Annotated in this window: 23 protein-coding genes, 13 tRNA genes and 3 rRNA genes; 34 read left to right on the top strand and 5 right to left on the bottom strand. The window is 48.7% G+C overall.

The window, feature by feature from the left end; all coding sequences use genetic code 11:
• Window positions 1-2 precede the first annotated feature (2 nt).
• The 20 genes from EXIG_RS14285 to EXIG_RS14190 all read left to right on the top strand — a co-directional run bounded on the left by EXIG_RS14285 (window position 3) and on the right by EXIG_RS14190 (window position 9,492).
• Window positions 3-77 (top strand) — tRNA-Asn (locus tag EXIG_RS14285).
• 8 nt (window positions 78-85) lie between these two features.
• Window positions 86-177 (top strand) — tRNA-Ser (locus EXIG_RS14280).
• Between the two features lie 48 nt (window positions 178-225).
• A tRNA-Glu gene (locus tag EXIG_RS14275) sits at window positions 226-300 on the top strand.
• Between the two features lie 4 nt (window positions 301-304).
• A tRNA-Val gene (locus tag EXIG_RS14270) sits at window positions 305-380 on the top strand.
• Window positions 381-414: 34 nt separating this feature from the next.
• Window positions 415-490 (top strand) — tRNA-Asp (locus tag EXIG_RS14265).
• A gap of 4 nt (window positions 491-494) precedes the next feature.
• Window positions 495-566 (top strand) — tRNA-Gln (locus EXIG_RS14260).
• Window positions 567-572: 6 nt separating this feature from the next.
• Window positions 573-648 (top strand) — tRNA-Lys (locus EXIG_RS14255).
• Window positions 649-677: 29 nt separating this feature from the next.
• Window positions 678-763 (top strand) — tRNA-Leu (locus EXIG_RS14250).
• A 4-nt stretch (window positions 764-767) separates the two neighbouring features.
• Window positions 768-844, top strand: a tRNA-Arg gene (locus tag EXIG_RS14245).
• Between the two features lie 19 nt (window positions 845-863).
• A tRNA-Ile gene (locus EXIG_RS14240) sits at window positions 864-940 on the top strand.
• A 133-nt stretch (window positions 941-1,073) separates the two neighbouring features.
• Window positions 1,074-2,635, top strand: a 16S ribosomal RNA gene (locus EXIG_RS14235).
• 168 nt (window positions 2,636-2,803) lie between these two features.
• Window positions 2,804-5,718 (top strand): 23S ribosomal RNA (locus EXIG_RS14230).
• Between the two features lie 47 nt (window positions 5,719-5,765).
• A 5S ribosomal RNA gene (rrf, locus tag EXIG_RS14225) occupies window positions 5,766-5,881 on the top strand.
• Together the 16S, 23S and 5S rRNA genes with 12 tRNA genes alongside form the textbook arrangement of a ribosomal RNA operon.
• A gap of 166 nt (window positions 5,882-6,047) precedes the next feature.
• Window positions 6,048-6,124 (top strand) — tRNA-Met (locus tag EXIG_RS14220).
• Window positions 6,125-6,157: 33 nt separating this feature from the next.
• Window positions 6,158-6,234 (top strand) — tRNA-Met (locus tag EXIG_RS14215).
• Window positions 6,235-6,340: 106 nt separating this feature from the next.
• Window positions 6,341-6,787 (top strand): tRNA (adenosine(37)-N6)-threonylcarbamoyltransferase complex ATPase subunit type 1 TsaE, encoded by a 447-nt coding sequence (gene tsaE, locus EXIG_RS14210; RefSeq protein WP_012371663.1) that lies wholly within the window; start codon window positions 6,341-6,343, stop codon window positions 6,785-6,787.
• Window positions 6,784-7,437, top strand: coding sequence for a tRNA (adenosine(37)-N6)-threonylcarbamoyltransferase complex dimerization subunit type 1 TsaB (gene tsaB / locus EXIG_RS14205; RefSeq protein ID WP_012371662.1), 654 nt, complete (start codon window positions 6,784-6,786; stop codon window positions 7,435-7,437). The genes tsaE and tsaB overlap by 4 nt, the downstream gene beginning before the upstream one ends.
• Complete coding sequence (gene rimI, locus EXIG_RS14200; protein ID WP_012371661.1) at window positions 7,430-7,885, top strand: ribosomal protein S18-alanine N-acetyltransferase; 456 nt, start codon at window positions 7,430-7,432, stop codon at window positions 7,883-7,885. Before tsaB ends, rimI begins: the two co-directional genes overlap by 8 nt.
• Window positions 7,882-8,892 (top strand): tRNA (adenosine(37)-N6)-threonylcarbamoyltransferase complex transferase subunit TsaD, encoded by a 1,011-nt coding sequence (gene tsaD, locus EXIG_RS14195; RefSeq protein WP_438940144.1) that lies wholly within the window; start codon window positions 7,882-7,884, stop codon window positions 8,890-8,892. Before rimI ends, tsaD begins: the two co-directional genes overlap by 4 nt.
• A gap of 30 nt (window positions 8,893-8,922) precedes the next feature.
• The gene (locus EXIG_RS14190; RefSeq protein WP_012371659.1) at window positions 8,923-9,492 is read left to right on the top strand and encodes a hypothetical protein; all 570 of its coding nucleotides are present in this window, start codon (window positions 8,923-8,925) and stop codon (window positions 9,490-9,492) included.
• A 47-nt stretch (window positions 9,493-9,539) separates the two neighbouring features.
• On the opposite strand, the gene EXIG_RS14185 is transcribed toward EXIG_RS14190, so the two are convergent.
• Window positions 9,540-10,205: a haloacid dehalogenase type II gene (locus EXIG_RS14185; RefSeq protein ID WP_012371658.1), complete on the bottom strand. Its 666-nt coding sequence runs from the start codon at window positions 10,203-10,205 to the stop codon at window positions 9,540-9,542.
• Between the two features lie 159 nt (window positions 10,206-10,364).
• Here EXIG_RS14185 and EXIG_RS14180 point away from each other — a divergent pair, with 159 nt between their 5' ends.
• Window positions 10,365-11,018 carry a TVP38/TMEM64 family protein gene (locus EXIG_RS14180; protein WP_012371657.1) on the top strand — a complete coding sequence of 218 codons (654 nt, stop codon included), beginning with the start codon at window positions 10,365-10,367 and terminating at the stop codon, window positions 11,016-11,018.
• Window positions 11,019-11,184: 166 nt separating this feature from the next.
• Window positions 11,185-12,276, top strand: a complete 1,092-nt coding sequence (tnpB, locus tag EXIG_RS14175) for an IS200/IS605 family element RNA-guided endonuclease TnpB (RefSeq protein ID WP_012371656.1) — start codon at window positions 11,185-11,187, stop codon at window positions 12,274-12,276.
• 117 nt (window positions 12,277-12,393) lie between these two features.
• On the opposite strand, the gene EXIG_RS14170 is transcribed toward tnpB, so the two are convergent.
• Window positions 12,394-12,858 carry a flavodoxin gene (locus EXIG_RS14170; RefSeq protein WP_012371655.1) on the bottom strand — a complete coding sequence of 155 codons (465 nt, stop codon included), beginning with the start codon at window positions 12,856-12,858 and terminating at the stop codon, window positions 12,394-12,396.
• Window positions 12,859-12,955: 97 nt separating this feature from the next.
• Window positions 12,956-13,276 (bottom strand): winged helix-turn-helix transcriptional regulator, encoded by a 321-nt coding sequence (locus tag EXIG_RS14165; RefSeq protein ID WP_012371654.1) that lies wholly within the window; start codon window positions 13,274-13,276, stop codon window positions 12,956-12,958.
• A 183-nt stretch (window positions 13,277-13,459) separates the two neighbouring features.
• Here EXIG_RS14165 and EXIG_RS14160 point away from each other — a divergent pair, with 183 nt between their 5' ends.
• Window positions 13,460-13,858 (top strand): DoxX family protein, encoded by a 399-nt coding sequence (locus tag EXIG_RS14160; RefSeq protein WP_012371653.1) that lies wholly within the window; start codon window positions 13,460-13,462, stop codon window positions 13,856-13,858.
• A gap of 21 nt (window positions 13,859-13,879) precedes the next feature.
• Window positions 13,880-14,473, top strand: coding sequence for a flavin reductase family protein (locus EXIG_RS14155; RefSeq protein WP_012371652.1), 594 nt, complete (start codon window positions 13,880-13,882; stop codon window positions 14,471-14,473).
• A 74-nt stretch (window positions 14,474-14,547) separates the two neighbouring features.
• Here EXIG_RS14155 and EXIG_RS15640 read toward each other — a convergent pair whose 3' ends face one another.
• Window positions 14,548-14,940 (bottom strand): hypothetical protein, encoded by a 393-nt coding sequence (locus EXIG_RS15640; RefSeq protein ID WP_012371651.1) that lies wholly within the window; start codon window positions 14,938-14,940, stop codon window positions 14,548-14,550.
• Window positions 14,940-16,841 (bottom strand): ABC-F family ATP-binding cassette domain-containing protein, encoded by a 1,902-nt coding sequence (locus EXIG_RS14145; protein ID WP_012371650.1) that lies wholly within the window; start codon window positions 16,839-16,841, stop codon window positions 14,940-14,942. Before EXIG_RS14145 ends, EXIG_RS15640 begins: the two co-directional genes overlap by 1 nt.
• A 156-nt stretch (window positions 16,842-16,997) precedes the next feature.
• On the opposite strand from EXIG_RS14145, the gene EXIG_RS14140 reads away from it, so the two are divergent.
• From EXIG_RS14140 to EXIG_RS14095, 10 genes are all read left to right on the top strand, one after another.
• Window positions 16,998-17,657 carry a redox-sensing transcriptional repressor Rex gene (locus tag EXIG_RS14140; RefSeq protein ID WP_012371649.1) on the top strand — a complete coding sequence of 220 codons (660 nt, stop codon included), beginning with the start codon at window positions 16,998-17,000 and terminating at the stop codon, window positions 17,655-17,657.
• Window positions 17,657-17,863, top strand: a complete 207-nt coding sequence (locus tag EXIG_RS14135; protein ID WP_012371648.1) for a twin-arginine translocase TatA/TatE family subunit — start codon at window positions 17,657-17,659, stop codon at window positions 17,861-17,863. Before EXIG_RS14140 ends, EXIG_RS14135 begins: the two co-directional genes overlap by 1 nt.
• Window positions 17,864-17,870: 7 nt before the next feature.
• A complete protein-coding gene (gene tatC, locus EXIG_RS14130) occupies window positions 17,871-18,650 on the top strand; it encodes a twin-arginine translocase subunit TatC (protein WP_012371647.1) in 780 nt (259 codons plus the stop codon).
• Between the two features lie 107 nt (window positions 18,651-18,757).
• Window positions 18,758-18,830: transfer RNA gene (locus EXIG_RS14125), tRNA-Ala, on the top strand.
• Window positions 18,831-19,075: 245 nt separating this feature from the next.
• Window positions 19,076-22,819, top strand: coding sequence for a S8 family serine peptidase (locus EXIG_RS14120; protein ID WP_012371646.1), 3,744 nt, complete (start codon window positions 19,076-19,078; stop codon window positions 22,817-22,819).
• Between the two features lie 168 nt (window positions 22,820-22,987).
• Complete coding sequence (locus tag EXIG_RS15980) at window positions 22,988-23,146, top strand: hypothetical protein (protein ID WP_012371645.1); 159 nt, start codon at window positions 22,988-22,990, stop codon at window positions 23,144-23,146.
• Between the two features lie 92 nt (window positions 23,147-23,238).
• Window positions 23,239-23,688 carry a hypothetical protein gene (locus EXIG_RS14110; RefSeq protein ID WP_012371644.1) on the top strand — a complete coding sequence of 150 codons (450 nt, stop codon included), beginning with the start codon at window positions 23,239-23,241 and terminating at the stop codon, window positions 23,686-23,688.
• Window positions 23,689-23,702: 14 nt separating this feature from the next.
• Window positions 23,703-24,179 carry a hypothetical protein gene (locus tag EXIG_RS14105; protein WP_012371643.1) on the top strand — a complete coding sequence of 159 codons (477 nt, stop codon included), beginning with the start codon at window positions 23,703-23,705 and terminating at the stop codon, window positions 24,177-24,179.
• 20 nt (window positions 24,180-24,199) lie between these two features.
• Window positions 24,200-24,661 (top strand): hypothetical protein, encoded by a 462-nt coding sequence (locus EXIG_RS14100; RefSeq protein ID WP_012371642.1) that lies wholly within the window; start codon window positions 24,200-24,202, stop codon window positions 24,659-24,661.
• 18 nt (window positions 24,662-24,679) lie between these two features.
• Window positions 24,680-25,153, top strand: a complete 474-nt coding sequence (locus tag EXIG_RS14095) for a hypothetical protein (protein WP_012371641.1) — start codon at window positions 24,680-24,682, stop codon at window positions 25,151-25,153.
• The last annotated feature ends 20 nt before the right edge of the window (window positions 25,154-25,173 follow it).

Genomic DNA, 25,173 nt, shown 5'->3' with positions numbered 1-25,173 from the left:
GTTCCGCAATAGCTCAGTGGTAGAGCAACCGGCTGTTAACCGGTAGGTCGTAGGTTCAAATCCTACTTGCGGAGCCATTATCTTTGGAGATGTACCCAAGTGGCTATAAGGGGCGCCCCTGCTAAGGGTGTAGGCCGGGAAACTGGTGCGAGGGTTCGAATCCCTCCATCTCCGCCAGACCTCTTATGTGAATTTGTTACTTGAGAATAATTATTGTTTTAAAATGGCCCGTTGGTCAAGCGGTTAAGACACCGCCCTTTCACGGCGGTATCACGGGTTCGATTCCCGTACGGGTCACCATTTTGGAGGATTAGCTCAGCTGGGAGAGCATCTGCCTTACAAGCAGAGGGTCGGCGGTTCGATCCCGTCATCCTCCACCATTTTTAATTTCATACTTAATTTTCACAAAAATGTGGTCCTGTGGTGTAGCGGTTAACATGCCTGCCTGTCACGCAGGAGATCGCGGGTTCGAATCCCGTCAGGACCGCCATTTTTGGGCTGTGGCCAAGTGGTAAGGCACTGGATTTTGATTCCAGCATGCGAAGGTTCGATCCCTTCCAGCCCAGTTTTTCGTGTCATTAGCTCAGTTGGTAGAGCATCTGACTTTTAATCAGAGGGTCGCAGGTTCGAATCCTGCATGACACACCATTTTATTTTTAATTCCTAATTTTATATTTGCGGTCGTGGCGGAATGGTAGACGCGCTAGGTTGAGGGCCTAGTGGTGGCAACACTGTGGAGGTTCAAGTCCTCTCGACCGCACCATATCGCACCCTTAGCTCAGCTGGATAGAGTACTTGACTACGAATCAAGGGGTCGGGAGTTCGAATCTCTCAGGGTGCACCATATTTTGTTTGCTTTTGACGGGCCTATAGCTCAGCTGGTTAGAGCGCACGCCTGATAAGCGTGAGGTCGGTGGTTCGAGTCCACTTAGGCCCACCATTTTCAAAACAAACGATGACGAACTTTGAAAACTGAACGATGAGGCAAAAAACGTATCTTCGGATACAAACAATGAATGAAGCGCAAGCTTCGTCAACGTGACTCCGGTCACAACAACGAGCAAGTCAAACACTTTATGGAGAGTTTGATCCTGGCTCAGGACGAACGCTGGCGGCGTGCCTAATACATGCAAGTCGAGCGCAGGAAGCTCACGGAACTCTTCGGAGGGAAGTGAAGGGAATGAGCGGCGGACGGGTGAGTAACACGTAAGGAACCTGCCCCAAGGATTGGGATAACTCCGAGAAATCGGAGCTAATACCGAATAGTTCTTCAGACCGCATGGTCTGATGATGAAAGGCGCTCCGGCGTCACCTTGGGATGGCCTTGCGGTGCATTAGCTAGTTGGTGGGGTAATGGCCCACCAAGGCGACGATGCATAGCCGACCTGAGAGGGTGATCGGCCACACTGGGACTGAGACACGGCCCAGACTCCTACGGGAGGCAGCAGTAGGGAATCTTCCACAATGGACGAAAGTCTGATGGAGCAACGCCGCGTGAGTGATGAAGGTTTTCGGATCGTAAAACTCTGTTGTAAGGGAAGAACAAGTACGAGAGGGAATGCTCGTACCTTGACGGTACCTTGCGAGAAAGCCACGGCTAACTACGTGCCAGCAGCCGCGGTAATACGTAGGTGGCAAGCGTTGTCCGGAATTATTGGGCGTAAAGCGCGCGCAGGCGGCCTTTTAAGTCTGATGTGAAAGCCCCCGGCTCAACCGGGGAGGGTCATTGGAAACTGGAAGGCTTGAGTACAGAAGAGAAGAGTGGAATTCCATGTGTAGCGGTGAAATGCGTAGAGATGTGGAGGAACACCAGTGGCGAAGGCGACTCTTTGGTCTGTAACTGACGCTGAGGCGCGAAAGCGTGGGGAGCAAACAGGATTAGATACCCTGGTAGTCCACGCCGTAAACGATGAGTGCTAGGTGTTGGGGGGTTTCCGCCCCTCAGTGCTGAAGCTAACGCATTAAGCACTCCGCCTGGGGAGTACGGCCGCAAGGCTGAAACTCAAAGGAATTGACGGGGACCCGCACAAGCGGTGGAGCATGTGGTTTAATTCGAAGCAACGCGAAGAACCTTACCAACTCTTGACATCCCCTTGACCGCTTGAGAGATCAAGTTTTCCCTTCGGGGACAAGGGTGACAGGTGGTGCATGGTTGTCGTCAGCTCGTGTCGTGAGATGTTGGGTTAAGTCCCGCAACGAGCGCAACCCCTATCCTTAGTTGCCAGCATTTAGTTGGGCACTCTAGGGAGACTGCCGGTGACAAACCGGAGGAAGGTGGGGATGACGTCAAATCATCATGCCCCTTATGAGTTGGGCTACACACGTGCTACAATGGACGGTACAAAGGGCAGCGAGACCGCGAGGTGGAGCCAATCCCAGAAAGCCGTTCCCAGTTCGGATTGCAGGCTGCAACTCGCCTGCATGAAGTCGGAATCGCTAGTAATCGCAGGTCAGCATACTGCGGTGAATACGTTCCCGGGTCTTGTACACACCGCCCGTCACACCACGAGAGTTTGCAACACCCGAAGCCGGTGAGGTAACCGCAAGGAGCCAGCCGTCGAAGGTGGGGTAGATGATTGGGGTGAAGTCGTAACAAGGTAGCCGTATCGGAAGGTGCGGCTGGATCACCTCCTTTCTAAGGAAAACGTCCCTTACGGGACATGCCCATCGTTCAGTTTTGAGAGCTCGTCTCTCAACGTCTCGATAGAGACACTCGCACCTTGAAAACTGAAGACATCAACAAGACATCAAACTTTTTATAACCATGTCATTAGACGTGTGTTCTTAGAATACCAAAATGCTAGATCAAGGTATGAAGGGCGTACGGTGGATGCCTTGGCACTAGGAGCCGATGAAGGACGCGACGAACAGCGATATGCTTCGGGGAGCAGTAAGTATGCTTTGATCCGAGGATTTCCGAATGGGGGAACCCACCATCCGTAATGGGATGGGACATGTTACATGAATACATAGTGTAGCGTGAGGCAGACCCGGGGAACTGAAACATCTAAGTACCCGGAGGAAGAGAAAGCAAATGCGATTCCCTGAGTAGCGGCGAGCGAAACGGGAACAGCCCAAACCGGAGAGCATGCTCTCCGGGGTTGTAGGACACTCTATACGGAGTCAAAAAGGAAGACAGTAGGTGAACGACCTGGAAAGGTCGGCCGAAGAAGGTGACAGCCCTGTAGCTGAAACTGTTTTCCCTCCAGAGTGGATCCTGAGTACGGCGGGACACGTGAAACCCCGTCGGAATCCGGGAGGACCATCTCCCAAGGCTAAATACTCCCTAGTGACCGATAGTGAACCAGTACCGTGAGGGAAAGGTGAAAAGCACCCCGGAAGGGGAGTGAAATAGATCCTGAAACCGTATGCCTACAAGTAGTCAGAGCCCGTTAACGGGTGATGGCGTGCCTTTTGTAGAATGAACCGGCGAGTTACGATAGCGCGCGAGGTTAAGCTGATGAGGCGGAGCCGTAGCGAAAGCGAGTCTGAATAGGGCGCCATAGTGCGTTGTCGTAGACCCGAAACCAGGTGATCTACCCATGTCCAGGATGAAGGTCAGGTAACACTGACTGGAGGTCCGAACCCACGCACGTTGAAAAGTGCGGGGATGAGGTGTGGGTAGCGGTGAAATGCCAATCGAACCTGGAGATAGCTGGTTCTCCCCGAAATAGCTTTAGGGCTAGCCTCGAGGTTGAGAGTTCCGGAGGTAGAGCACTGATTGGACTAGGGGCCCCCACAGGGTTACCGAATTCAGTTAAACTCCGAATGCCGGCAACTTATACTCGGGAGTCAGACTGCGAGTGATAAGATCCGTAGTCAAGAGGGAAACAGCCCAGACCGCCAGCTAAGGTCCCAAAGTGTATGTTAAGTGGAAAAGGATGTGGCGCTGCCTAGACAGCTAGGATGTTGGCTTAGAAGCAGCCACCATTCAAAGAGTGCGTAATAGCTCACTAGTCGAGTGGCGCCGCGCCGAAAATGTAACGGGGCTAAACATACCACCGAAGCTGCGGATTCCGTAAGGAATGGTAGGGGAGCGTTCCAAACCGCTGTGAAGCTGTACCGGAAGGAGCAGTGGAGCGTTTGGAAGTGAGAATGCCGGTGTGAGTAGCGAAAAGAGGGGTGAGAATCCCCTCCGTCGAAAGCCCAAGGTTTCCTGAGGAAGGCTCGTCCGCTCAGGGTTAGTCTGGACCTAAGCCGAGGCCGAAAGGCGTAGGCGATGGATAACAGGTTGATATTCCTGTACCACCGATCCACCGTTTGAACAATGGGGGGACGCAGGAGGATAGTGACGCATGCGGATGGAAGTGCATGTGTAAGTTTCGAGACCGTCTGATTGGCAAATCCGTCAGGCATCAAAGTCGAGGAACGATGCGGAGTCCCGTAGGGACGAAGGTCACGATTTCACACTGCCAAGAAAAGCCTCTAGTGAGGTGGAAGGTGCCAGTACCGTAAACCGACACAGGTAGGCGGGATGAGAATTCTAAGACGCGCGGGATAACTCTCGTTAAGGAACTCGGCAAAATGGTCCCGTAACTTCGGGAGAAGGGACGCTCTACATGAGTAGAGCCGCAGTGAATAGGCCCAAACGACTGTTTAGCAAAAACACAGGTCTCTGCTAAATCGCAAGATGACGTATAGGGGCTGACGCCTGCCCGGTGCTGGAAGGTTAAGGGGATGGGTTAGCGCAAGCGAAGCTTTGAACCGAAGCCCCAGTAAACGGCGGCCGTAACTATAACGGTCCTAAGGTAGCGAAATTCCTTGTCGGGTAAGTTCCGACCCGCACGAAAGGCGTAACGATTTGGGCACTGTCTCAACGAGAGACCCGGTGAAATCATAGTACCTGTGAAGATGCAGGTTACCCGCGACAGGACGGAAAGACCCCATGGAGCTTTACTACAGCCTGATATTGAGGCTTTGTGCATGATGTACAGGATAGGCGGGAGACGTCGAGACCGGAGCGCCAGCTTCGGAGGAGTCACCCTTGGGATACCGCCCTTCATGCATAGAGTCTCTAACTCGCAGCCGTCATCCGGCTGGAGGACCGTGTCAGGCGGGTAGTTTGACTGGGGCGGTCGCCTCCTAAACAGTAACGGAGGCGCCCAAAGGTTCCCTCAGAATGGTTGGAAATCATTCGTAGAGCGCAAAGGCAGAAGGGAGCTTGACTGCGAGACCTACAAGTCGAGCAGGGACGAAAGTCGGGCTTAGTGATCCGGTGGTTCCGCATGGAAGGGCCATCGCTCAACGGATAAAAGCTACCCTGGGGATAACAGGCTGATCTCCCCCAAGAGTCCACATCGACGGGGAGGTTTGGCACCTCGATGTCGGCTCATCGCATCCTGGGGCTGGAGTAGGTCCCAAGGGTTGGGCTGTTCGCCCATTAAAGCGGTACGCGAGCTGGGTTCAGAACGTCGTGAGACAGTTCGGTCCCTATCCGTCGTGGGCGCAGGAAATTTGAGGAGAGCTGTCCTTAGTACGAGAGGACCGGGATGGACGCACCGCTGGTGTACCAGTTGTTCCGCCAGGAGCATCGCTGGGTAGCTACGTGCGGACGGGATAAATGCTGAAAGCATCTAAGCATGAAGCCCCCTCCAAGATGAGATTTCCCTTTGAGTAATCAAGAAAGACCCCTCAGAGACGATGAGGTAGATAGGTCACGGGTGGAAGCATGGCGACATGCGGAGCTGAGTGATACTAATCGGTCGAGGCCTTGTTCTAGCAGATGCATTGTTGATGACTTCAGTTTTGAGGGCGCGAGCCCGTCGTCTGGTGACGATAGCCAAGTGGTCACACCCGTTCCCATGCCGAACACGGAAGTTAAGCACTTGAACGCCGAAAGTAGTTGGGGGCTTCCCCCTGTGAGGATAGGACGTTGCCAGGCCAGTAAGAGACCGATCTGCATTTTGCAGGTCGGTTTTTCTTTTAAAAGTACTGAAAGAAATGATGTCAGTATAAGTTCTTTTGAAAAAAAGGATCAAAAAATGAAATAAGACTTGTCTTTTTTTAAAGTACATGTTATATTAATATCTGTCGAAACGTTATATCATCGCGGGGTGGAGCAGTCTGGTAGCTCGTTGGGCTCATAACCCAAAGGTCGTCGGTTCAAATCCGGCCCCCGCAACCAATTTTTATAATTCAAATCCGAAACGTTTATCGTCGCGGGGTGGAGCAGTCTGGTAGCTCGTTGGGCTCATAACCCAAAGGTCGTCGGTTCAAATCCGGCCCCCGCAACCAATTTTAAACTTAACTTCAACTTTACTACGAAACGTTCAGCGTTTCGTATTTTTTTTTGTCTTTTTTGTTCGGTACAATGGAGTAAGAGAAAAGGAGGAGGACACCGATGATGGAACTTGAAATGACGAGTCTCGAACAGACGACGACACTTGCCGTTACACTTGGCCACCGTGCCTTTGAAGGAATGGTTATCACGCTTGATGGTGACCTGGGAGCTGGAAAGACGACGTTTACACAAGGATTTGCGAAAGGTCTTGGGGTGACACGTAATGTCAACAGTCCGACGTTTACGATCATGAAAGTCTATGCCGGACGACTGCCGCTCTATCATATGGACGTGTATCGTCTGGAAGGCGGTGATGATATCGGTCTTGAAGAATATTTAAATGGAGACGGTGTCGCTGTCGTTGAATGGTCGGAATTAATTGCCGATGTCCTTCCACCAGAACGTCTTGCGATTACGATTGAACGGACGGGTGATGATTCACGCCGCTTTCGTCTGGAACCGATCGGTGAGAAGTATATCCAACTATGTGAGGGGTTAAAGCAATGAAAATCGTAGCGATTGATACATCGACGAAACAACTGTCTGTTGCGTTATCGGACGGACAACAGATTTTGGCGGAAGCCTCTTATGTGACTTCTTTGAATCATGCGACAAAACTGATGCCTTTACTGGAACGGATGATGCAGGAAGTTAATTGGTCGCCACGTGATTTAACACGGATTGTCATCGCTGATGGCCCGGGTTCATATACCGGTCTTCGGATTGGTGCAACGACAGCGAAGACACTGGCCTATACGCTGGGTATTGATTTAGTCCCGGTTTCGACGCTTGAATTGATGGCAGCATCGGCCGGATCAACCGGACGAATCGTTGCGATTCAGGATGCCCGTCGTGGAACAGGTTTCGTCGGTTTCTATGAAGAGGGTCAACTGGTGGGGGAAGAACAGCATACGGTCATAGCTGACTTCGTCAAGACACTGCCGACCGACACGAAAATCACAGGTGATACAGACAAGTTCACGACGGAACTTCAATCCTTCACTATCGTTGATCCCGCATTCCGTGCACCACGGGCCGGTGTCCTCGCCTTACTCGGTGCTAAACGTGAACCGGTTGAGACCCACGCGTTCGAACCGCGTTATCTGCGTCTCGCCGAAGCAGAAGCCAAGTGGATTGAGGCACAACGCCATGACTAAGGTTACGATTCGAAAAATGACGGTCGTTGATGCACCGGGTGTGCATGCCGTGGAGCTGGAGTCGTTTGCGACCCCGTGGACTTTGGAATCGTTCATCGCGGAGATGACACAAAATCCAAATGCGTATTATCTGGTCGCCGAAACAGAAGAAATCATTGGATTCGCGGGACTATGGCATATTGCTGATGAAGGACATATCACGAACGTCGCCGTTAAACAAAAGGCGCGCGGTACGGGAATCGGAGAAGCACTGCTCGTTGCTTTGATCGAACAGGCGAGACAATTAGGGTTACGGGCAATGACGCTTGAAGTACGGGTGTCGAATACGCCGGCACGAACGTTGTATGAAAAGCTGGGCTTTTTATATGCCGGAACGAGAAAACGATATTATCAAGATAATAATGAAGATGCAGCCATCTATTGGTTGGAACTGGAAGGAGACGAGTGATGACACAGCCGTTGATATTAGCGATTGAATCAAGTTGTGACGAGACAGCTGCGGCTGTCGTCCGCGGAGGGACAGACGTCTTATCGAACGTCGTATCCTCTCAAATTGAAAGCCACAAACGTTTTGGAGGAGTAGTTCCGGAAGTCGCGTCCCGTCATCACGTGGAACGGATCACGTATGTCATCGATGACGCGTTAACGGAAGCCGGTGTCAGAATCGATGAGATCGATGCGATTGCCGTGACGGAAGGTCCGGGACTTGTCGGAGCGTTACTCGTCGGTGTCAGTGCGGCAAAAGCATTGGCATTTGCCCACGGTAAGCCACTTCTTGGTGTCCACCACATCGCCGGTCACATCTATGCCAACCGTTTGGAACAAGAACTTCGCTTTCCACTCGTCTGTTTGATTGCATCCGGCGGACACACGGAACTGATTTACATGCCGGAAGACGGCGTGTATGAAGTCATCGGTGAAACGCGCGATGATGCAGCGGGCGAAGCCTATGATAAAGTAGCACGGACCTTGAAACTTCCTTATCCGGGTGGTCCGCGGATTGATCAATTGGCGCAAACCGGTCAGGATACATTCCATTTCCCACGAATTTGGCTCGAAAAAGAGTCGTATGACTTCAGCTTCAGCGGACTCAAATCGTCTGTCATCAATGCCGTTCATAACGCGGAACAACGCGGCGAAGTCATCATTCCGGAAGACCTGGCTGCCAGTTTTCAGGCAAGCGTCGTCGAAGTGCTCGTCACAAAAGCGATCCGTGCCGTCAAAGAAAAGGGCGGCAAACAGTTGCTTATTGCGGGTGGCGTCGCGGCCAACCGCGGACTGCGGGCAGGATTGACGGAAGCCTGTTCACGTGAAGGCATCGAACTGGTCATTCCGCCGATGCACTTATGCGGTGATAATGCCGCGATGATTGGAGCGGCAGCGATTCACCCTTACCGGGCAGGCCGCCAATCGACACTTGCCATGAATGCCGAACCTGGGCTAGATTTAAAGTAAGGAATTCGAAAGACATGGGGGAAAAATGGAATGAAAAAAGTCATCATCGTGTTATTAGGTGTACTTGTCATTGTCGCAATCGGCTTACAGATTCGTGAAATCGTCAATGCCTATCAAATCGCCTACAAAGAAGAGCTCGTCCCTGATAAAAAAGCCGTCGAGACGAATACGAAGCAGAAGCCGCTGTACGAAATCGGTCGAGCGGAAGGTGAGCAGACACGGATTCAAAAACTGTACGCCTTTGATCAGACGGTTGATGGCAAACTGAAAAATGTGGTGATCGTCGATCGGAAGTATGGTCTGACGAACAAAGCGAGTGATGACTTCTTTACGATTGCACCGGGTAAACCGGCAACTGAACAAGAGAAAAAATCATTCCAACCAATGATTGATCGTCTGGATGGAGAGCAAGTCCAGGCAGAGGTCATTTCGAAACACCAGGTCGTTGCCAGTGAAAACAACAAAAAACAGACGTTAACGCTGTATAAAGTATTTTATAAAGATACCGATCAAAAAGAATATCTGTTCTTTATCGAAAAAGACGGTGGACTGAAGCTTGATCTCTTTAAAAAAGGCTACTCCCGTCTGGCCAATTATTAAACAAAAAGCGATGTTTGCCTGGATGATCAGGCAAACATCGCTTTTGTTCATTTCCATTCCAGCAGACCCGTTAAGTCATCATAAATACTGTCCGGATCGAGATTCAGCTCTTCGACGGGCAGACCCGACCGGTTAATCCAGGCTGTTCGGAAACCGAAACTTTTCGCACCGGTGATGTCCCAACCGTTCGATGACATGAACAGCACGTCCTCCCGTTTGAGACCGAGCGTATTGAGCGCATGCATATAGGAAGCGGGTGTCGGTTTATACTGCTTGATGTCATCGACACTGATGATCTGGTCAAACCATCCGGCGAGACCGGATTGTTCGATCAGGGGATCAAGCATGTCGTGTGAACCGTTCGAGAAGACAGCGATTTGTTTATCACCCATCTGCTGTAAGACATCATCGACTTCCGGATAATGATCGAGCTTCAAATAGACTTCCATCAGGTCTGCAATATTTTCTTCCGTGACGTGGAGCTTCAGTTGCAGTAAGGCGTAACGGAGCGCATCACGTGTCACTTGGCTGAACGGGACGTACTGACCGTTCAACTGACGTAAAAAGGAATATTCGAGCTGTTTTTGACGCCAGGCCTGACTGATGGCTTCCCCGTGTTCCGGATAGAGTTCCTCTGCTTTCACTTTGACGGAATGGACATCAAACAATGTACCGTAGACATCAAAGACCAGTGCTTTAATCGGTTGTGTCATGATAATCACCTTTCTTAAGTTACATGGTATCTCTATGTAGTTCCCGAAAACGGTCTGAGCTGAAACACACATTGCGAAAGCGGTGAAACGCGTAAAACGGAGCGAATTCGGGAAATGCATAAAGAGAGAGCGTTTATTGCTAAAGACAGGAGATATGTTATGACACGCCAGCAACAATTCATCAGGATTCTAGTGCTTGTTCTTTTGATCGGCGGACTGATCTGGTTTAGCCGTTCCTATCTCAACCTCAGTCCGACCGACATCAAGGACTGGATCTTATCGTTCGGGATGTGGGCGCCGATTCTGTATATCTTACTCTATACGATTCGTCCGTTGATTTTTTTCCCGGCATCCGTTTTGTCGATTACTGGCGGTTTGGCGTTTGGTGCCTGTCTCGGAACACTTTACACCGTCATCGGAGCGACACTTGGTGCAGTCGTCGCTTTTTTAGTTGCCCAAAAGCTTGGAAATGGGTTGATCAAGAAAAAGGAACAGGCAGGAAAAATCCATCAGATTCAGCAGCAACTCGAGAAAAATGGATTTATCTATGTCCTGATTTTCCGGCTGTTGCCGATCTTCAACTTCGATTTGATCAGTTATGCCGCCGGACTGTCAAAAGTCCGCTTGTTATCCTTTTTCCTCGCGACGTTGATTGGAATTATCCCCGGGACATTTGCCTATAACTTTTTAGGGAGCAGTATCGTCTCGAAGGATCCGCAACTCATCATCGGAGCAATCATCGTCTTCCTCGTATTGACGATTGTCCCGTGGTACATCCAAAAACGCTGGAAAGCAAAAAAAGACCTCGGCTGACAGCAGCCGGGGTTTTTCGTTTAACTAAATTTAGCGAGAATTCTTCCACCTCTAAGCATCTTAGGGCGGAACCCGGCGTAGGTGGGAGATGAATCGCCTGACTTTGCAAGACTCCAATCGTTCGATAAAATGAGTATAACGAATCAAAAGGAAAGGAGTGATTGCTTTGCTGAAGGCGTATAAGTTTCGACTTTATCCGACGAAACCCCAACGAGAATATTTCATGAAGACGTTCAGTTGTGTCCGTTTCGTCTACAATAAGATGCTCGAAGAGCGAATCCGACTGTATGAAGACTCGAAACTGAACCCTGGCGTAAAGCAAAAGCTCCCAACCCCAGCGAAGTACAAGCCTGAATTCCCTTTCCTCAAAGAAGTCGATAGTCTTTCCCTTGCGAACGCTCAGATGGACTTGAACAGAGCGTACCAAAACTTTTTTCGGGATCAGTCTGTCGGATTTCCGAAATTCAAATCAAAGCATAACGACCGAGCCTCTTACACGACCAACAATCTGAAGGGTAGCATACGAATCGAAGATCGTAAGGTGAAGCTTCCTAAAATCGGTTTTGTGAAGTTGAAGCAGCACCGTCCGTTCGTTGGCGTCATCAAGTCCGCGACGGTCTCGATGACGAAGACCCGGAAATTCTTCATCTCGATCCTAGTCGATCAGACCGAAGAGCAATGGGTTCCCGCTAAGAATAAAGTAGGAATTGACCTTGGTCTGGAGCACTTCGCCATCCTGACAAACGATGAGTGGACTTCTGAGAAAGTTGCCAATCCTCGTTTCCTTCGAAAGTCCGAAGAGAAGATTAAGAAGGCACAACGCGCCTTGTCCCGCAAGAAAACCGGGAGTAAAAATCGAGATAAGGCGAGGATGATCCTCGCCAAGAAGCATGAGAAGATTGTAAATCAACGTCAAGATTTTCTTCATAAGCTGTCGAAACGGATCGTTGACGAGAACCAAGTCATCGTCGTCGAGACACTGAAGTTGAAGAACATGATGAAGAACCATACGATCGCCAAATCGATCGGAGACGTCAGTTGGTATGAGTTCGTCCGGCAGTTGGCCTATAAATGCACCTTCTACGGACGAACACTGATCAAAGCGGACCAATGGTACGCCTCAACCCAAATCTGTTCTTCTTGCGGAAGGAAAGGTGAGAAGAAAACGTTGGATGTGCGCGAGTGGACATGTACTTGCGGTGCGCATCATGATCGAGATATCAACGCAAGTATCAACTTGTTGCTGTTAGCAGACTGAAACCCCTTCAGGGTGGGAACCACCCGATGAGCTTGGTCAATAACCGTAGCTCGTAAAAGTACGGTCTTCCCAAGAAGCACCCACTTCAATTTGCGAAGCAAATAAGTGGTGAGTAGTTCACGCATACAATCGTTGTGCCCGTTCAAAAAATTCTTCAGCAAACAGACGACAGGCAGTTTGTTTCTCCGGGGTATCCGGATCAAACTCGATCTTCAGACCAGGAGCGGTGATTGTCGCACCGGCTGATTGTAACGTCTGTTCGAGCAGATCGACAGCGGCGCAGTATTTCGGATAATCACGGTCCCCCGAACCAAAGGAGGCAGCTGCCAAGCCGTTCAAGTCACTGTCGGCAAGATCTTCAAGGAAATCTTCCGCTTCATACGGCAAATCGCCGTCTCCCCATGTATAGGAGCCGAGCAATACGGCATCATACTGAGAGAAGTCGGACGGATATAACCGGTCAAGTTCCTGTATATGAACAATGCAGCCTTTTTGTTCGAGTTCCGACTGCAGGAGATGTACGATATCTTCGGTATTTCCGGACATACTGACAAAGCCGATCATGACATTCATCTGAATCATCCTTTCTCCAAAATGTGAATACTTTCAGTTTAATTGATAATCGTTCTCAATACAATTGAAAATAAAAAGCCTCTCCGGAGTAGAGAGACTTTTTATGTCAGTCTTGGAGCTCGGCCCATTCTTCGATTGAACGAATGACAGGTTCAAGCTGACGACCTTTGTCAGTCAAACTGTATTGAATTTTAATCGGACGTTCCGGAATGACGGTCCGGATCACAATACCTTCCGCCTCAAGTTCCTTCATGCGCTCCGTTAACATACGACCAGACAACTCCGGAATCGCATCTTGAATTTCGTTGAAACGACAGGTCTTTGTCATGAGATGACGTAAAATCAAGCCCGTCCACTTCTTGCCCAAAATTTCAAAGGCATGTTCGACTTTCGGACAAAGGGCAGTCGGAATCAATGTCTCTTCCATCAGCACTCATCCTTTCTATATTTGTAGTATACCCGCTTCTACTAAAAAAATCGAATCATTTTACTTAATGTAACAAAAAGAACAAAAACAAATCTATTTACTTTTAGTAAGTGATAGTTTATAGTCTTATTTAGGTTACTAAAAGTAATTAAAAAACATTAAGTAAAAGGGAGTTTGAGAAAGATGATGGATTTAGGATTATTTTTAATTCGCTTGGTGATTGGCTTAACATTTGCAGCACACGGCGCACAAAAATTGTTTGGCTGGTTCGGTGGACACGGGATTGAGGGGACAGGCGGCTGGTTTGAGTCGATCGGCATGAAACCGGGTAAAACACTTGCACTTGCGGCAGGACTTGCGGAACTAGTCGGTGGCGTACTGTTTGCCGGTGGTCTCTTCTTATGGTTTGCAGCAGCACTGATTATCGGATCGATGCTCGTTGCGATCATCAAGGTGCACGGTCAAAATGGTTACTGGGTGACACAGAACGGGTACGAATACAACATGGCACTGATCGTCATCGCTCTTGGCGTCGCCTTGATTGGTGCTGGAGACTATTCACTCGCAGCCATGCTCGGGTAAACAGAGAAAGAGGTTATAACAATGAAGTTTGATGCGCGGTCACTCAGTCCAAAAGAAAACTATAAATTGTTGATCGGGAGTATCATCCCGCGACCGATTGCTTTCGTCACGACAAAAGGAGCGGATGGAACAATCAATGCTGCCCCGTTTTCGTTCTTTACCGTCGCCTCAAGTCATCCGCCTCAACTGTTGATTGCCGTTCAAAAGACGGATCAAGGGGAGAAGGATACGGCTAAAAATATCTTGTTAACGAAAGAATATGTCATCCATATTGTCAGTGAAGAGATTGTCGAAGCGGTCAACGAGACGGCAGCACCGCTTGCCTACGGCGAAAGTGAACTGGAGCGGACGAATCTGACACTGATTGACAGTGATTTGATCAATGTTCCCGCGGTCGCAGAAGCAAAAATCCGGTTTGAGCTGAAGCTGACGCAACACATCGAACTTGAAACAGCCGATTTATTGATTGGCGAAGTCATCCGCTATCATGTCGCCGATGAACTGGAAGAGTCCTTCCGGATTGATGCAGACGGATTAAACGCGATTGCCCGTCTTGCCGGCAATGACTACGCGAAAATCGGTGAAATATTTACGATTGCCCGTCCGACAAAATAAACGGCAGCGAATATCACGCAAAAAAAGACGAGGAAAGCAGATGCGCTATCTGCTTCTCTCGTCTTTTTTGTGACTTACTCCATTTTATGGCGTTTGCTGTACTGAAAACCGTCGAGCAAATAAAACAGGACGGCAAGTGCCCAGATTCCGACACAGCTGATCAAAAAAGCGACCAGTGGTGAAACAGCGCCGTAATACATGATGATCATTGGATCATTCAGTTCGACGAACGACTGAATCGTCAACAACGTACAAATCAGACCGGACAATAAACTGATGAACAGTCCGCTCCACGTTTGGATGACAAGTCCGATCATGCAGGAAATCAGGATGAACAACGGGTACACGGCATTAAACGCATCCGGACGAATGAAAGCCGAGACATAGTCCGCATACATCGGGACGAAGTAGAGGACACCGGACAATAATCCTTGGATCAGATTGATCAGATAACTTTTCGATCGCATCAGTGGAACGACTCCCACTGTTCCATCAGCTCAAGCAGATCGACGTCGATCTGATCACGTTCTGCCGACAGGGCGGTCGCTTTCGGAATATCATTAAAGACTTCCGGTTCACACAACAGCTGTTCGATTTCAACCGACCGGTTCTCCAACCGTTCGATCTCTTGCTCGAGCTGTTCAAGTTGCTGTTTTTTCTTACGTGCTTCTTTTTGGGCTTCCTTGTCAATCGTCTTCGTCGACGCGACTTTGATTGCTTTCGCTTCTTCCGCTTCAAGACGGGCGATTTCTTCTTTCTCGGCTTTTTTCTCCATGTAATACGAGTAGTCACCGAGGTAATCGGTCACACCGTCTGAACTCATTTCAATGACACGCGTCGCGACGCGGTCAATGAAGTAGCGGTCGTGGGAAACGAACAGCAGAGTCCCTTCGTAGTCGACGAGGGCATTCTCGAGGACCATCTTCGAATCAAGATCCAAGTGGTTCGTCGGCTCATCGAGGACCAGCAGATTCGTTTTGCGTAACTTCAGTTTTGCGAGCGCCAGGCGTCCGCGTTCTCCGCCGGATAATTCATGGACGAGCTTAAAGACGTCGTCTCCGCTGAAGAGGAACTGACCAAGCACAGACCGGACTTCCTGTTCGCGCATCAACGGCCATTCATTCCAAATTTCATCGATGACCCGGTTGCGGTCATTCAGTTCCGCCTGCTCCTGATCGTAGTAACCGATTGAGACACCGGTTCCGAACCGGTAGTCTCCGAATAACGGTTTCAGACGGCCGACGAGCACTTTCAGTAGTGTCGACTTGCCGATTCCGTTTGGTCCGACGAGCGCCAGTGATTCCGCGCGTTGCAGACGGAACGTGATGTTTTTCGAGACGGCTTCTTCATAGCCGACTGCGAGTTGGTTGACCTGCAGCACATCATTGCCGCTCTGCTTTTCAATCGGGAATGACAGAACCGTACTACGTTCGTCACCGTCCGGCCGGTCGATCCGGTCGACCTTTTCAAGACGTTTGCGGACGCTTTGCGCCCGTTTTGTTGTCGTTGCCCGGGCGATGTTGCGCTGGATGAAATCCTGCATCTTCGCGATATCTTCCTGTTGCTGTTCGAACTGTTTCATTTCCTGTTCGTAGAGCGCCGCTTTTTGTTCGAGATACTTCGTATAATTACCGGTAAACTTCCGGGAGACGTTCCGGGACAATTCATAGACGACGTTGACGACTTGATCGAGGAAATACCGGTCATGGGAAACGATCAGGACAGCGCCGCGGTAACCGGACAAGTAACTTTCAAGCCAGGACAGTGTATCGATGTCCAAGTGGTTGGTCGGCTCATCGAGAATCAGCAGTTCCGGTGCCTGCAGCAACATCTTCGCGAGGGCGAGCCGGGTCCGCTGTCCACCGGAAAGCGTCTGAATCCGTCGGGAATAATCGTCCGGATAAAAGCGCATCCCGTGTAAGACGGAGCGGATATTGGCTTCGAACTGATAGCCGCCGGCTTCCGAGAAGTCGTGTTGTGCCTGGTCGTACGTTTTAAGGAGACGGTCATAAGCGGCCGGATCATTTAAAATGTGTTCCATGCCCATTTCAATTTCCATCCGGCGAAGTGCCCGTTCCTGATCCTGCAGATGCTCAAAAACAGTCAGCATCTCGTTCCAAATTGATTCGTTCGACTCGAGTCCGCTGTCCTGCGCGAGATAACCGATCCGGACTTCCTTGCTTTTCATGATCTCGCCCGAGTCATGTGACAGCTCCCCGGCGATGATTTTTAAAAGTGTCGATTTTCCGGCACCATTTCGTCCGACGAGGGCAATCCGGTCCCGTTCCTGTACTTCGAGTTTAATATTGTCTAAAATCGGCTCGACGCCGAATGATTTTGAGAGTTGGTTTACTTGTAAGAGAATCATATCCATCCATCCTTCCACCCTTTAGTCTATCACGAAAAATCCTGCCGAATATAATATTTGTTACTCTATGTGAAGTGGTTTACAATCAAGGGGAGTAGAATTCTTTGCATTGATTTGGGTGCCACGTCAGAACGTGGCCGAAGGGGGAACTGCAGTATGAATGGGCCAGACACAAAAATACCACAAGCAACGGCGAAACGGCTGCCGTTATATTATCGTTTTATCCAGAGTCTTTATAATTCCGGCAAGTTGCGCGTCTCGTCAGCAGAGCTCAGCGAAGCGGTCAAAGTCGACTCCGCGACGATCCGTCGTGACTTTTCCTACTTTGGGGCGTTAGGGAAAAAAGGGTACGGTTATAATGTTCAACATTTGTTAACATTTTTCCGAAAGACACTCAACCAAGACGAGGTCACGAATGTCGCCTTAATCGGGGTCGGACATCTCGGAACAGCGTTTGCAAATTATAACTTTTTAAAGAATAATAGTACTCGTATCGTCATCGCGTTTGACGCCGATGAGGACAAGGTCGGAACAACGACGCAGGACGTTCCGATTTATCATGTGTCAGATATGAAAGAACAAATCAAAGCGAACCATGTCGATGTCGCCATCTTGACGGTACCGTCCCAGTTCGCCCAGTCAGTGGCGGATGAGTTAGTTGAGTACGGTGTGACCGGCATTCTGAACTTTACACCGGCCCGGTTGAATGTACCGGCCCATGTCCGGGTGCATCACATCGATCTGTCAATCGAGCTGCAGTCGCTCGTCTATTTCATGAAGCATTATTCGCAATCAGCTGAAGGAGTGAAATCATAATGGAAAACCTTATTCCGTTAACGGTCGGATTCATTGGACCAGGAAGCATCGCCTTGATCGGTGTCGTCGCCCTCATCATCTTCGGACCGAAGAAATTACCGGAACTCGGCCGCGCTGCCGGACAGACGTTAAAAGAGTTCAAGAGTGCGACACACGGCATCATGGATGATGATAAAGACAAAAAGGACGAAACGAAAGAGAAGTGAGTGAATCATGGCGATCGATCAAGAACAGAGTGTGACATCGCACTTAGATGAACTGCGTAAGCGGATCGTCTGGTCGCTCATCATTGTAGTGGTCATGTTTATCGCAGCCTTTCCGCTCGTCCGGCCGCTCGTCCGTTTCTTACAGGCCGACTTAAAGGAACTCGGAATTGGGCTGAATGCGTTTAACGTTGTTGATCCACTGATGTTATATCTGAATCTTGCGTTCATCATCGCAATCGTCTTGGCATCCCCGTTTTGGATGTATCAGCTTTGGGCATTCATCCGTCCCGGTCTGCACGACCAAGAACAAAAAGCGACGTTGACGTATATTCCCGTGACGTTTTTCTTATTCCTTGCGGGTGTTTCATTTTCTTATTTTTGGCTGTTGCCGTTTTTACTCGAAGTATCGACAGAACTCGGACAAGAGCTCGGAATCGAACAGGTCATCGGAGTCGAGAATTATTTCAGCTTTCTGATCCGGTTGACGATTCCGTTCGGTCTGTTGTTCCAGTTACCGGTCGTGACGATGTTTTTGACACGGCTCGGACTCGTGACGCCGTTCTTCATGCGGAAGAATCGGAAGTATGCGTATTTTGCGTTGTTCGTGATTGCGGCGTTGATCTCACCGCCCGACATTACGTCGCATTTGATGATTTCTGTTCCGTTGTTCGTTTTATATGAAATCAGTATCCTGATTTCAGCACGGACCTATAAAAAAGTCCTGATTCTCGAGCAGGAAGCTGAACTCGAACGACAGGCGGATATGATGCGTGAGCTGAACAAATAACGGAAGATTCTCCTTTGCCGGTAAGGTGAGGGAGATTTTTTTGTAAGCGGTCTAATTTTATATTGAAAAAATGAACAGCAATGGGTATACTCATTATAGAAACACACGGGGGCTTAGCTCAGCTGGGAGAGCGTTTGGCTGGCAGCCAAAAGGTCGTCGGTTCGAGCCCGATAGTCTCCATATTGCTTTACCTGCCGAAACCTTGGGAAACCAAGGTTTTTTTTGTGTCTTCAGAAAAACGGTCTCTTTTGATAAAAAGGTAAATGAAGGATGTTAACTGATTGATATACCATAAACCAACAATTATTTTTAAAATACTCCAAATTTAAATTGTATATTAAGCAAAAGTTGATTAAACTAAAAATACAGAATTTTCGTTTAATATGTTTTGTGCCACATTACATTTTTGGAAAAGAGGAAAAAGAATGAAGAAAAAGAAGATTGCTCTTATGGCGGCAGCCCTCATGACATCTTCCAGCCTAGTTCATGCTGAGGGACACGTGTCATCACAAAAAGTGGATGTACAAAAGCCACAAGCACTCTCACTGAAAAAAGCGGGTCAGGAAAAGTCATACAGCCAAAACGAAAAAGTACGGATTGTCGTCGAACTCGATCAAAAAGCCGCGATTGAACATGCGCAGGCACAAAATAAACGTTACAGCACGTTGAGCAATACGGAAAAAATCATTCTCAAGAATCAAATCGTCAATAAACAAAAAGAAGTCAAAGCAGCAATTGCCCAAAAAGACATTGCTGTTTCCTATAAAGAAAGCTTCACGACCGTCCTGAACGGGTTCAGCGGTGAAGTTAAATACGGTGAAATCAAAGAGTTGAAAAAGTTAAGCGGCATCAAGGCCGTACATATCGCACATGAGTATGCGCGTCCGGAAGTCGAAAAAGGCGCGACACCAAACATGTTGCACAGTAAAGACATGGTCAATGCAAAAGAAACATGGCAGGACTATGGCTATAAAGGGGAAGGCACCATCGTTGCCGTCATCGATACGGGAATCGATCCGACGCACAAGGACATGGTCCTCAGTCCGGAGACAAAAGTTGATTTGACGTCGTCAAAAGTCGAAGGCTTCAAAGCTTCAAAGGGATTAAAAGGAAACTACTTTACGGAAAAAGTCCCGTACGGTTATAACTATGCCGATCATGACAGTGAAATCCGTGACCTCGGACCAGGTGCTTCGATGCACGGAATGCACGTTGCCGGTACGGTTGGTGCCAACGGCGATGAAACGAACGGCGGGATCAAAGGGGTGGCACCGGAGACACAACTGCTTGCGATGAAAGTATTCGGCAATGATCCGGGGATGCCGTCGACATTCAGTGATATCTACATCAAAGCGATCGATGATGCGATTGCGCTCGGCGCAGATGTCATCAACATGAGTCTTGGTTCAACGGCCTCGTTCGTCCAAAAAGATGATCCGGAACAAAAAGCGATCGTTAATGCGATGAACAACGGGATTTTATGTGCGATTTCGGCCGGAAACTCGGCATTTGCCGGAAGCGGTGCCGGAAATCCATATGCATCGAATCCGGATGTCGGTGTCGTCGGTTCGCCGGGACTAATCAGCGAATCGCTGCAAGTCGCGTCTGTTGAAAACACACAGCTGACACTCGAAGGTATGGCATTAACGGTTGACGGACAGGATGCCGGTTACCTGGCCTACCAAAAACAAGATTCACCAAATCCGATTGCTGTTTTTGATAAAGAGAAGATGGATGTCGTGTATGTTGGTGACGGCAGTGAATCCAACTATGCGGACAAAGACGTCAAAGATAAAGTCGTCTTCGTCGTCCGAAACGGTAACTTTAACTACGCGATGATTCAAGCGGAAGCTGAAAAACAAGGAGCAGCCGGCGTCATCGTTCGCGGTCGTGTCGAACACGGCGATTACGTCAGCATGGCGCTCAATAAACCGACGATTCCACTCGTCTCGTTAAGCATTGCCGACGGAAACGAGCTCGAAGCGAAAGCAAAAGCAGGTAAAGCGTTGACAGTTACGTTTGACGGGAAAGCGGTCTCGACACCAAACCCGGTCGCCGGAGAAATGTCTGATTTCACATCATGGGGTGTGACACCGAACCTTGATTTTAAACCGGAAATCACGGCACCGGGCGGAAAAATCTACTCCACTCTCAACGCCAACGAATATGGCGTCATGAGCGGGACTTCGATGGCAGCACCACACGTTGCCGGCGGAACAGCACTCGTCATGCAACGGATCGATAAGGACTTTAAAGTCAGCGGGGCGACACGTGTTAAACTCGCGAAGACCATTTTGATGAACACGTCTCGTCCGCAACTCGATAAAGGAAAATACAATGCGGAAGCAAAAACCGGTAACTATTACTCTCCGCGTCGTGAAGGAGCGGGTCTGATGGACTTGCGTGCGGCGATGAAAACACCGGTCGTCGTAACGGAAACAAAATCGGGCGAAGGAAAAGCCGCCTTGAAACAAGTCGGCGACAAGTTCAGCTTTACGCTCGACTTGAAGAACTACAGCAATGAAAAACTGACGTACAAACTGGCTGGAACGGTCCAATCGGATCTCGCCGTCCAAGGTCAAAATTTCCTGGAAGCGAACGGTATCTTTAAAAAAGGAACAGTTGATGCGGTCGATGCCAATAAAGGCACGTTCCCGATTTCCTTCACGGTCGGCTCGAAGAAAGCAAGTTCAGTCGCGATTAACGCGAAGAGCACGACAAAAGTCAACGTTACGGTTGATTTAAAAGATACAGTCGATTGGGCAAACGGTGTACCGCTTGAAACCATCTTCGAAAACGGCTACTTTGTCGAAGGATTCGTCCGTCTGATCGATACAAAGAGCAAAAATCCTGAGTTGACAGTTCCGTATGTCGGCTTCAAAGGAGCATGGGACAAAGCACCAATCGTCGATGCACCGGTGTATGATGAAAACACGTTCTACGGCGTCACAGGTCTTGCGACAGAAGTGAAGGATAACTTCAACTTCCTCGGAACGAATGCTGCAGGCGACGTCGTTAAAGAAAAAGTCTCGTTCTCACCGAACGGGGACGGCAGTGCCGATGAGGCCTTCCCGGTCCTGTCGTTCTTACGGAACGCGAAAAAGGTCGAGTACTCGATTCTTGACCGCAACAAAACAACACTCCGTAAACTGGAAACGCAGTCAGACGTCATCAAAAACTATTATGACGGCGGATCGGAAGACGGTTATACACCGGTGACGAATGCGGCGTGGGATGGAACGGTCAACGGTGCAAAAGCCAAAGATGGTCTGTACTACTATCAGGTCAAATCAGTCGTCGATTATCCGAATGCGAAATGGCAGACGGCGTTATTCCCGATCTACATTGATACAAAAGTTCCGGCAGCAACCGTTAAATGGGATGCTGACAAAAAAGCAGTTTCTTGGACAGCCGGTGACCAAGGAACAGGTGTCGCTTCATTCGATATCCTGGTCGACGGAAAAAGTGTCTTGAAACAGCCGCTTGCGCCATCTGCTAAAAACTACACGCTGACGGATCTGCCAAGCCGTGCAAAAGTCACGTTCGTCGTAACGGATTATGCGGGCAACAGCGTGAAGAAAAACGTCAACACTTCAGGTGTCGATAAAGCCGTTCCGAGTGTCCAGATCGATACACCGGAAGCACTCGGCTTAACGACATCACAACAAGTGACGGTTTCAGGAAACGTCGCGGATGAGTCCGGCATCAAATCATTCAAAATCAACGGAAAAGCCGTTAAATTACGCTGGGATGCGGTTCAACAACACTATGCATTCAACCATGACATCACGTATACGACAGATGGTGTGAAGTCGTTTAAAGTCGAAGCCTATGATGGAAAAGGCAATCGTGTTGCCTTCAGCCGTCAAGTCATCATCGACTCGGAGCGTCCGACAATCCGCGTGACAGCACCAAAAACGGTTTCAAGCAAAACGAAAACAGCGAAGATGACGATTGTCCTGCGCGATAACTACGATGAGTTACGCTTTGATCTGAACGGTAACGCCGAATACCGCCGTTCGTTCAAAGAACCGTACGAAATGCGTGCGTTCAAGAAAACGATCAATAAGACTATTACCTTGAAAAAAGGTAAAAACGTCTACAACTTGAAATTAAAAGACCTCGGTGGCCATGTCGTCGAGAAGCAAGTCGTCATCACGAAGAAATAAGAAGTGGAAGACAGTGTTGGTTCCGGTGGATGTCTGCCGGAAGCGACACTGTTTTTTGTTTTGTCACAGAATGAATGAATCGGAACGTCTTCCGAAACGGTTTCCGTGTTTATCAAGTTGAGGGAAGGGGAAATTTCTTTATAGGTTATTTTTTGAGGGGGAACTCGTATGAATCCATTTACTACACTCATTGCTTTCATCGTCGGCTGTCTGGTTCTGTATCTCGGAATTCGCGATAAGAACGGTTGGTTGATCGGTGTCGCGATGATTCCGTTAGCCATCGTTGCATACAGTGTCATCTATCTAATCATTCAGGTCTCGGTCTAGAAACTTCTTTTTAGAAGTTTCTTTTTTTTGAAACATAATTGGTAAAATGTAAGTATATTACATTAAGAAATGATGGAGAGGAACGTGTTGCAATGAATGCTGTGACAGGACAACAGACGGAATTACAGGAACTTTATCAACACATGCATCAACGGACGACCGCTAAACTGTGGGGCGTCTTGGCACTCTTCTTGTTTGCCAGTAACCTGATGGAACAACCTGTCCTTGCTTTGATCATTCCGATTTTATATTTCGCTTATGACATAATCATGCAACGGCGACGTTTTCAAATCGTTGCCCGTCACACCTCCCAAAGATCAGCAGACCGTCTGTTCCGTCTTCATGTCGGCGTCGGCCTGCTTCAATACGGAGCGCTGGCTGCGTTGATTGTTCTCACGGCTAATCGTTCGAGCACGGTCTTTTTGCTCGGACTGTGTCTTGGCGTCATCCCGTTTTACTGGCTTTGCCGGCGTTTCTTGACGTACCGTTCCAAACAGATTGATCCGACTTATATCAGTGAAACAGAAATCCAGCAGGGATGAAGGAGGAAAGTCAGATGCAAACGGCAAAGGACGAACGGTTACATGAACTGACACTTGCCTATATCGACAAGAGTCAGCTTCAAAAAAACGGCTGGCTGATGGCTGCCGTGGCGGCGACGCTCGGCATTTTGTCGGAAACGATGGATTCCGCCCTTTATTTGGGTCTGTTGCCGCTTGTCTATCTGATTTTTGAACTTCCGTTTCAGCTAGAAAAACGCAGGATTTTAGAACGGTATCTCTCTAAAGATCAGATTATGACACAATCGATGCTGTGGCTCGGCATTCAGATTGTGTTATACGGCTCATTGCTCATGGTGATACTTGAAACGAGTGATCTGTCCTTATGGAAAATGACGTTTTGGGTCATACTGATTCTCGCTTCGATTTATTTTGCGACTGATTGGTTGTTTAAAAAAATGGCCCGGTCAGGCGATCCCGACTTCGTCAGTGATCAGGAAGTGCATAAGCACGTGAAGTACTTGGAAGAATGACAGCTAAAGGAGAGAACATCATGCGTACGGCACGGGACGAACGGTTACATGAATTGACGCTGGCTTATATGGAAAAGGACTTCTTAGGAAAAAAATGGGTGTGGACGTTCTTATTGTTGATGCTTGTCGGAATTTTAATAACTGTGTTTGACTCGGTTTTGTTCAGTCTATTATTTCCGGCAGCTTTTCTCGCCTCGAATCTTCGTTATCAATTCAAAAAACGTCAGATTCTTGAATCGTATATCGGAGAAGAGTTGGCAACCAAACAGTGGCGTTTTGGGATCATCTATCAAGTGATTCTGTATACGATTTTCGTCGTCCTAATGGTAGCGACGATGGAACGCCCATTTTGGCAGATGTGGCTTAGCCTGATGCTCATTCTGATTCCGCTGTATGCAGTGTGTGAATGGACATTCAAGAAACTGCAACTACGTGATGATCCGGATTTTGTCAGTGATCAGGAAGTATACAAAAATGTATGAAATAGGAGCTAACATCAAATGAATACACTGCTTGAAAAAAATACACGGTTAAATTTGCTTGGACCGCCGCTTAAAAAACTTCAACATCTGATTCCGGTTCCGGTTTTAGTATTTGCCTTAATCGGCTGGTTCATTCCAGATTTTTGGAAAACGGGACTGTTTACGTTATTTGCAGTTACGGTACTTTGTCTCGCAGGCGTCGTCCGCGAAATCATGCGTCTGCGGATTTTAAAGCGACGTTTGGAAACTGATTTATATGAACAGACCGTTTTAAAGATCGGTCGGGCTTCAATGATTGGGTATTTTGTGCCGATGTTTTTAATGTATTCTGGTTATGTTTTCCCAGGATATTCAGGTATTTCTTTCGCCCTGATTCTGTTCTGGGTGTTCGCAATTACGGTATACGTCTCTCGATTGAACACGATAGCAAAACAGCTTGATCCTGCTTTCGTGACGATGCGGGAAATCGAACAGTACCGGAAAAGAGGTTGATTCGGTAGAGAGGGGAGCAT

The organism is Exiguobacterium artemiae 255-15 (assembly GCF_000019905.1).
Classification (GTDB): Bacteria; Bacillota; Bacilli; order Exiguobacteriales; family Exiguobacteriaceae; genus Exiguobacterium_A; species Exiguobacterium_A artemiae.
The sequence above is the reverse complement of the archived record's forward strand: the minus strand, read 5'-3'. Positions and strand labels throughout refer to the sequence as shown.